Below are 7,856 nucleotides of genomic sequence, written 5' to 3'. Positions count from 1 at the left end.
ATGGTGCCGGCGCACGGACTCGAACCGCGGACCTACGCATTACGAATGCGTTGCTCTACCAGCTGAGCTACGCCGGCTTTCAAAACGCGAATTCTAGCCGAGCACCAGCACGCACCGCAAGATAGACTTCGCTTTCCCTACTGGCCGGGCTAGACCCCGTTCATCGGTGACAGAGTGCAGTCCGTCACACAATGGTTTACTGACGAGCAACGCATGCGGCACAACACAAAAGCAATGAAACGAAGAAACGGATTTACACTCGTCGAGCTGCTGGTAACCATCGCGGTGCTTGTGGTGCTCATCGGCATCGGGGTGCCGAGTTTCCGCTCCGTCGTTCAGGACAACCGGCTGGTAACGACGGCCAACAGCCTCGTACGCTCCATGAACGTCGCGCGCAGTGAAGCCCTGGAGCGCGGGCGCGAAGTGACCCTTCAGCCGCAGAGCGGCACGGACTGGGAATCCGGCTGGGAGGTCTGGTCCGATACAGACGATAACGGCAGCCAGGATGCCGACGAGATCATTCAGACCATCGGGGCACCGGATGGCGCGGTTTCGATAAGCGGTGGTCCGGACGAGGTTGTCTATGAACCCTCCGGATTGACCACCACCAACGGCTGCTTCGATATCACCGATTCCGGCAGCTCCGCCGCCCGAAACGTGGACGTGTCACCGACAGGACGCGCCAGCGCAGGCACAGGGAGCTGTCCGTGAGACCAGGAGCATACGAAACGATGGCATCCCCCCTGAATCTCAACGGCCATTCCCGAGGTTTCACCCTGATCGAGGTACTGGTCGCCCTGCTCGTCCTGTCCGTCGGACTGCTTGGCCTTGCGTCCCTGCAGACTTCGGGACTGCGCCTGAGCGACAGCTCCTATCTCCGCAGTCAGGCCGTTCTCGCCGGTTACGACCTGATTGACCGCATCCGACTGGACCGCCAGGACGCGCCGGATTACGACACGTCCGGCAATTTCGTTGACGAGAGCGGGGACGTCTCTGTACAGCAGTTCAAGGACTGGGTGTCGACACAGCTAAGCCGGCTCCCCTCGGGCGCTGCGTCGGTGGACTGTGACGGCACCAGTGCTGTGTGCACCGTACGGATCCGGTGGAACGACAGCCGGGCAGGCGGGGAAGACGAACAGACGTTCACCATAGAGACACGCGTATGAGGGCCGGAGGCGGAATGCGCCGGGCACAGCGGGGGTTCTCGCTGCCGGAGATCATGGTCGCGCTCACGATCAGCCTCGTGCTGATACTCGGGGTAGGCGCGATCTTCATGGGCAGCAAGCAGAGCTATCGCACCAACGGCGCCCTTGCCGACATTCAGGAGAACGGCCGTTTCGCGATGGAGTTCCTGCGTCGGGACCTCCGTGCCGCCGGCTATTCCCCCTGCGGCAACACGGCGACCGCGACCAACGTGCTGAAAAACGCCGGCACTACGCCATCGCTCGATTTCTTTGACACCCCGCTGATGGGCTACGAGTCAGTGAATTCCGCAAGCGACCTCCCGTCGTATGCCGGCGTCCGCGATCCGGTCGACGGTACGGATGCGGTGATGGCGCTGTTCGGTGACCAGTCGTCCGGTTTCGTCGTCACCGATCACAACCCCACTTCAGCGGAGTTCAAGATCGCCAAGGCCTCTGACGTGGACAAATCGGAATCGGACCGGGCCAAACACGACTTCGAGGCGGAAGACGTCCTCATGGCCTGCGACCTCTCTCACTCCGCGATCTTCCAGGTCAGCAATGCCAACCAGGAGAACCTCACGATCGTGCACAACACCGGCGGCAGCATCAGCCCGGGCAATTGCACCAAGGGACTTGGCTCGCCGCTGCAGTGCACGACCAACGGCACCCCGTACACCTTTGGGGACGATTCCCGCATCGTGCGCATGAACTCCTACCTGTACTACGTCGCCGAGAACGCGGACGGGGTCTCGGCGCTCTACCGCGCCGGCCTGGGAGGCAGCAACGAGGAACTCGTTCCCGGCGTTCAGGACATGCAGATCGAGTACGGACTGGACACGGACGACGACGGCAACGTAGACAGCTACGAGGACGCAGACGCGGTCGGCGACTGGAACGAGGCGGTTGGGCTCCGGATCTCCCTCCTCGTCTACTCGCTGGATGACAATGTCCTCAACGACACCCAGACGCTGGAGTTCAATGGCAGCAACGTCAGCCCCCCCAACCGGCGTCTGGGACACGTGTTCACCACTACCATTGCCCTGAGGAACCGGCTGCCATGAACGCCATAGCTGCGATGCCGCCGGCGCGGCAACGAGGTGTCGTACTCGCCATATCCCTGATATTCCTTCTATTACTGACGCTGATCGGCGTGACTGCGATGCAGTCGACGACGCTTCAGGAGCGGATGACCGGCAGCTTCCGCAATCGGGATCTCGCGTTCCAGGCCGCCGAGGCGGGACTGCGGGCGGCCGAGGACTGGATTGACGGCATCGTCTCGACGGCCGCCCTGGATGGCGCGAACGGCAAGCTGGGCGAAGGCAACACCGAGCCGGACTACCTGTCGATGGACTGGTCCAGCAGCGATTCGTTCAACTGCGGCGTAAACATGGCCGACGTCGCCAGTCAGCCGCGATGTGTCGTCAAGTACCTCGGCAAAACCGCGGGTTCCGCGAACAACCGTTCACCGACTCCCGACGCCAGCTATGGCGGCGGTGCCGGCAGCCCGACGCTATACCATTTCCAGATCACCGTCCGGGGGGTAGGCGGCTCGGAAAACGCCGAGGTGTTCCTGCGTTCCCGCTACGTCACCGCACTGTGAGGCGGCGAAAGGACCACGCCATGATCAACGGAATCATCAGCAAGCGGCGACTCACGCGCATGGTCGGCGCGCTGGCGCTCGGCGTCGCCGTCGGCAACGCCAGTGCTGCTCCGGGTACACTGGCGAACGCCCCGCTGGACACGGGCATCACAGTACCGCCGAACATCATGTTCCTGCTGGACGACTCCGGCAGTATGGACTGGGACCACATGCCCACTGACCGCGCCAGGACGCTTTATCCGAACGCATCGGATGAGTGGGTGTACATCGACCCCACACCGAGTGAGGCCGAGGAATGGCGGGAGCTGTGTTCGGCCTACAACACCATGGCGTTCGACCCGTCGATCGACTATTCCCCCTGGGCCGGGGAGGACGACGACGGCAACACGCTGTCTGACGTCTCCGTCAATGACGCGCCGTTCAACCCTTACGACCACAACAGCGACACTCTAGACCTGGAGAATGACGCCTGCGAAGAGGGAGATATAGAGGACGAGAATTCCTGGGGCTGCTGGTCCAGTGACGTCGGCTTCTTCTACGTCAAGTGGAACGACGCGAACGGCAACGGCGAATACGACAAGAAGGAATGCCTCCCGCCCCGTAACAACATACCGACGGACGGGCACTACTACCCCAACTCGGTGCCTACCGGCGGGCAAGGCGAAATCGTTTACGTCAAGGACATGACGGCGGACGAGAAGCAGAACTACGCCAACTGGTTCAGCTACTACCGCAAGAAGGAATACGTCGCAAAGCGCGCGATCTCCGAGCTGATCAGCGGCTCGGCGGAACGCATGGGTCTGCTGACATTGCACGACAACGGCGGGGCCGACACTCCGGTCAAGGATGTTGACGACCAGACCACGCCAGTCGACGCAACCGCTGCGGCCAACAAGTCCGACCTCCTCGATAACCTGCTCGGCAACTACTCCAACGGCGGCACGCCACTGCGGCGACGCCTGGAAGACATTGGAGAGTACTTTGAGGGCAATTACCGAGAGGGTGGATACTGGGGCGATCGTTGGCCCAGCCCAATCCTGTCCCAGTCCGACGGCGGTTCCTGCCAGCAGAACTTCGTCATCGCGATGACCGACGGCTACTGGAACAGTTCCTCACCGGACGTCGGAAACGCGGACGGCGACGACGATACCGATTATGACGGTGCGTCGTACGCCGACACCTACTCGAACACGCTCGCCGACGTCGCGATGGACTACTACGAACGCGACCTCAGCAACCTGCCTAACCTGGTTCCGACCAGCGACGCCGATCCTGCGGACCATCAGCACATGGTGACCTTCGGCGTGTCCTTCGGGGTGAATGGCACGCTGAGTGCCAATCCGCCGAACCGGGAGGACGCATTCACCTGGCCCGAGCCGTCGTCGGACGACATCACCACCATTGACGACCTCCGCCATGCGGCCTGGAACGGGCGCGGAGACTATCTCAGCGCCAAAAACCCGGAAACCCTGATTACAGCGCTTTCCGACGCCTACCAGACCGCGGTTGATCGCAGCGCCACCGCCGCAGCAGGCGCGTTCAACGGCAAGATCCTCGAGGACGGCTCGACGGTCTTCGTTCCGGTCTACAACACGCGGGACTGGTCCGGCGACATGATCGCGATCCCGATCGATCCGGAGGACGGCTCCTACGAGAGTTCCTCCGCCTGGTCCGCCGCCAACGTGCTGGACGCCCGTAACCTCAACACCTCGCCGAGGAACATCCTCAGCTACAACGGAAGCAGCGGCGTCGACTTCGCATGGGGCAACATCGGCAGCACGATGAAGGCCGACCTTCGGACCAACCCCGACGGCAGCGAGGGCAGCGTCACCAGCGGTCAGAAACGTCTCGCCTTCCTCCGTGGCGATCGCAGCAGCGAAGAGGATAACGGCGGTAGTTTCCGGGACCGCGGCAGCCGCCTGGGCGACATCATCCATTCCGCACCGGTCTACGTGGGCGACCCGGAACTCAGCTGGCCCGATCAGGAGCCTTTCCCGACAGCGGAAGGCGAACGGTACTCCGAATTCCAGAACTCGACGAACCGGGATCCCGCGGTCTATGTCGGGGCGAACGACGGCATGCTGCACGGTTTCGACGCGGAAACGGGCGAGGAGACCATGGCCTACGTGCCGAGAGCACTCGCGAGCGACAGTGCTCAGCAGGGTCTGCATTTTCTTACCGACCCCGACTACAGTCATCGCTACTACGTCGATCAGTCACCCGTCGTCTCGGACGCATACGTGAATACCGGCAGTGGAGACGACTGGCGTACGCTGCTGATCGGCAGTCTCCGCGGCGGAGGACGCGGCCTGTTCGCGCTCGACGTCACCTCCCCTTCCATCGACAGCTCAGACGTCCTGTGGGAGTTCTCATCACAGAACGACGCCGATCTCGGCCACACCTTCAGCGAGCCCACGGTCGCGAGACTGAACAACGGCGAATGGGCCGTTATCTTCGGCAACGGCTACAACGATTCCGGCAGCGGCACCGCGCAGCTGTTCATCCTGTTCATCGAAAAAGGGATCGACGGCGACTGGAAGAACAGCGACTACATGACCATCGATACGGGAATCGGCTCTACATCCGACCGTAACGGCCTGAGTACACCGGTGGTTGCTGACATCGACGGGGACAGCGTCGTGGACCGCGTCTACGCCGGAGATCTGCGGGGCAACCTCTGGGTTTTCGATCTCTCCGACCAGAACGACAACCAGTGGGGTCTGGCGTACGGCTCGTCCCCGCTATTCACGGCCGAGGATCCGGATGGCAACGGTCAACCGATCACGACACAGCCGAGTCTGCTGTTCAACACGGATGTCGGCGAGACGGCCGATAACGCCCCAAACATCATTGTCACCTTCGGGACCGGACAGTACCTCGTCCCTGGAGACCGGAACACCGAGCAGGCGCAGAGTTACTACGGTATCTGGGACGCGGGAACCGGATCGCTGGAGCGTACTGATCTCGTCGAGCAGACATTCGCCGACTGGGCCCCCAGCGACCGCCGCGTGCTCACCCGCAATCCAGTCAACTACAGCACCGAAACGGATGGCAAAAAGGGCTGGTATTTCGATCTCCCGGCGAACGGCGAACGGGTCGTTTCCGATACAGTAGTACGCAACGAGATCGGCTACTTCTCAACGCTCATCCCCAATGACGACCCGTGTGCCGGCGGTGGGGAGAGCTGGCTCATGGTTGTCGACCTTCTCAACGGGGGACGGCCGGAGGAGGCAGCGATCGACATCGACGACGATGACATCGTCGACCAGCGTGACAGGGTGACAAACGGTGACGCCGCGTACCCGGTATCGGGACTCAAGCTGCCGAAGCGGGTATCCGACCTCGGCGTTCTCGGCGACCGACTTTACACCTTCGGTGACGATGCCAACGACGACACTTCATACACCATTCCGCCGCTCGACGCCTCGAACACGGGCCGCGTTTCATGGCAGGAACTCCGGAGGTAGGCAATGAGAGCGAGCCGTCTTGCCATTGCAGCCGCTGTCGTACTGGGACTGTCGGGCGGCGGCATGGTCTCCGCTCAGCAAAACGATGGCCGACCGAGCATTCAGCGCGAGGAAGGTGACGCCGGCAGCGGGCACGTCGTCTCCGGCGCGATATCCACCCTCGGCGAGGACCACTCATCCCTCGTGATAGGTGACGTGACCGCTGTAATCGACGATCGCACGGTATTGCGCAACACACGGGGCGAGTTGATGTCCCGGAAATCGTTACGCAAGGGAATGCGTGTCGAGATGCGCTTCGAGTCCTTACGGGGCTCGCGAATCCGTGTAAAGGAACTGCAGGTGAAACGATGAGATTCAATGCCGGTGTCGCAGGCCCGGGGGAGCGTTGCCGCACGATAGCCAACACTCCCCGTAACGGCTTCAGCCTGATCGAGCTGATGATCGTCGTCGTGATCGTCGGCATCCTCGCCGCCGTCGCGTACCCGTCGTATATCGACCACGTCCGGGACACCCGGCGTGCCACTGCCGAGAGTGACCTGCTCGAGAACGCCCAGTTTCTCGAGCGGCATCATACGTCCACCATGGCATACGATGAGGACGACGCGGGCAACACACTGAGCACCGCCGAGGTCACCAACCTACTGCCGGTGACGGAATCCCCGCAGGACGGCACCACGTTCTACGACATCAGCGTATCCAGCGTCGCTGCGGCGACCTACACCCTGCAGGCGGCGCCCCAGAACGATCAGACGAACGATCCCTGCGGAACGCTGACCCTCGACCAGACCGGTCAGTGGACCCATTCTGCGGGGTCGGATGACGAATGCCGGGGCGAATCCCCGTAGTCGGCCATGACGAATCGCGTCGAGACGCGATGGGCACGGATAGCGGCCATGGACGGCCTTTATCTTTCAGCGGACACGGAGGTCCATCATGCATCCACGCCAGTCCGCATTCACCCTCGCCGAGCTGCTGGTCACACTGGCAATCGTCGCAGCCGTTACCGTGGCGGCCGTTCCAGTCCTGGCCGGAATCACCGCCCGAAACCGCATGGCAACCGACCTCAACCGCCTTACCGGCAGCCTGCACGCCGCCCGGCGAGAGGCAATAACCACAGGGCTTGGAACCGTAGTGTGCCCCGGCCACCCGACGACGGGATGCCGCGACGACGGGCACTGGGAGCAGGGTTGGCTCGCGTTCCAGGACCCCGAGCGACGCAGGAACTGTGTGGATGCCGACCGGGATGAACGCTGCGATGCCGGGGCCGGAAGGATCGTCCAAGTGGCTGGTGCCATCGCAGACGCAGGGCTGACACTGAGGGCGAGCGGCAACCCATCGGACTACGTACGTTATCGCCCCACCGGACTCGCTTCCGGCTATGCCGGCACCTTCGTCCTCTGTGACACCACCGACAATGCCCCATCACACGGAATAACCCTGTCGATGGTGGGGAGGATCCGCAAACGCCCCCCCGGCACTCTAAGCTGTGACTGAGACCGGACGCTACGCACTCCGCCGTCTGATCTCTCGCATGAGATCCCGGGGCAGGGAGAAGACTACCTCCTCGGTGTGACCGGCCTGTTCCGCCGGCCGGGTGCCGCCCCA

General features: G+C 62.7%; 8 protein-coding genes and 1 tRNA gene. 8 read left to right on the top strand and 1 reads right to left on the bottom strand.

Annotated features, from left to right (window positions below; translation table 11 throughout):
- Nucleotide 1: 1 nt before the first annotated feature.
- A tRNA-Thr gene (locus tag G7A99_RS14485) sits at nt 2–77 on the bottom strand.
- A gap of 97 nt (nt 78–174) precedes the next feature.
- Here G7A99_RS14485 and G7A99_RS14480 point away from each other — a divergent pair.
- From G7A99_RS14480 to G7A99_RS14445, 8 genes are all read left to right on the top strand, one after another.
- Nucleotides 175–711, top strand: a complete 537-nt coding sequence (locus G7A99_RS14480; protein ID WP_163141356.1) for a GspH/FimT family pseudopilin — start codon at nt 175–177, stop codon at nt 709–711.
- Nucleotides 712–731: 20 nt separating this feature from the next.
- Nucleotides 732–1,166: a type IV pilus modification protein PilV gene (gene pilV / locus G7A99_RS14475; protein WP_163141353.1), complete on the top strand. Its 435-nt coding sequence runs from the start codon at nt 732–734 to the stop codon at nt 1,164–1,166.
- A gap of 14 nt (nt 1,167–1,180) precedes the next feature.
- The gene (locus G7A99_RS14470) at nt 1,181–2,245 is read left to right on the top strand and encodes a PilW family protein (RefSeq protein ID WP_163141350.1); all 1,065 of its coding nucleotides are present in this window, start codon (nt 1,181–1,183) and stop codon (nt 2,243–2,245) included.
- Nucleotides 2,242–2,784 (top strand): PilX N-terminal domain-containing pilus assembly protein, encoded by a 543-nt coding sequence (locus G7A99_RS14465; protein ID WP_163141347.1) that lies wholly within the window; start codon nt 2,242–2,244, stop codon nt 2,782–2,784. The genes G7A99_RS14470 and G7A99_RS14465 overlap by 4 nt, the downstream gene beginning before the upstream one ends.
- Before the next feature lie 20 nt (nt 2,785–2,804).
- Nucleotides 2,805–6,251 carry a pilus assembly protein gene (locus G7A99_RS14460; RefSeq protein ID WP_163141344.1) on the top strand — a complete coding sequence of 1,149 codons (3,447 nt, stop codon included), beginning with the start codon at nt 2,805–2,807 and terminating at the stop codon, nt 6,249–6,251.
- 3 nt (nt 6,252–6,254) lie between these two features.
- Nucleotides 6,255–6,602, top strand: coding sequence for a hypothetical protein (locus G7A99_RS14455; protein WP_163141341.1), 348 nt, complete (start codon nt 6,255–6,257; stop codon nt 6,600–6,602).
- Nucleotides 6,599–7,096, top strand: coding sequence for a type IV pilin protein (locus tag G7A99_RS14450; RefSeq protein ID WP_163141338.1), 498 nt, complete (start codon nt 6,599–6,601; stop codon nt 7,094–7,096). Before G7A99_RS14455 ends, G7A99_RS14450 begins: the two co-directional genes overlap by 4 nt.
- Nucleotides 7,097–7,184: 88 nt before the next feature.
- A complete protein-coding gene (locus G7A99_RS14445; protein WP_163141359.1) occupies nt 7,185–7,745 on the top strand; it encodes a GspH/FimT family pseudopilin in 561 nt (186 codons plus the stop codon).
- Nucleotides 7,746–7,856: the final 111 nt, after the last annotated feature.

This window comes from Arhodomonas sp. KWT, from assembly GCF_010993615.1.
Note: the sequence above shows the minus strand (reverse complement) of the source record. Positions and strands in the feature narration are given on the sequence as shown.

Coding starts and splice junctions, on each gene's coding strand:
- G7A99_RS14470 (WP_163141350.1), top strand. CDS start 1,181: ATGCGCCGGGCACAGCGGGGGTTCTCGCTGCCGGAGATCATGGTCGCG.
- G7A99_RS14460 (WP_163141344.1), top strand. CDS start 2,805: ATGATCAACGGAATCATCAGCAAGCGGCGACTCACGCGCATGGTCGGC.
- G7A99_RS14455 (WP_163141341.1), top strand. CDS start 6,255: ATGAGAGCGAGCCGTCTTGCCATTGCAGCCGCTGTCGTACTGGGACTG.
- G7A99_RS14450 (WP_163141338.1), top strand. CDS start 6,599: ATGAGATTCAATGCCGGTGTCGCAGGCCCGGGGGAGCGTTGCCGCACG.
- pilV (WP_163141353.1), top strand. CDS start 732: ATGGCATCCCCCCTGAATCTCAACGGCCATTCCCGAGGTTTCACCCTG.
- G7A99_RS14445 (WP_163141359.1), top strand. CDS start 7,185: ATGCATCCACGCCAGTCCGCATTCACCCTCGCCGAGCTGCTGGTCACA.
- G7A99_RS14465 (WP_163141347.1), top strand. CDS start 2,242: ATGAACGCCATAGCTGCGATGCCGCCGGCGCGGCAACGAGGTGTCGTA.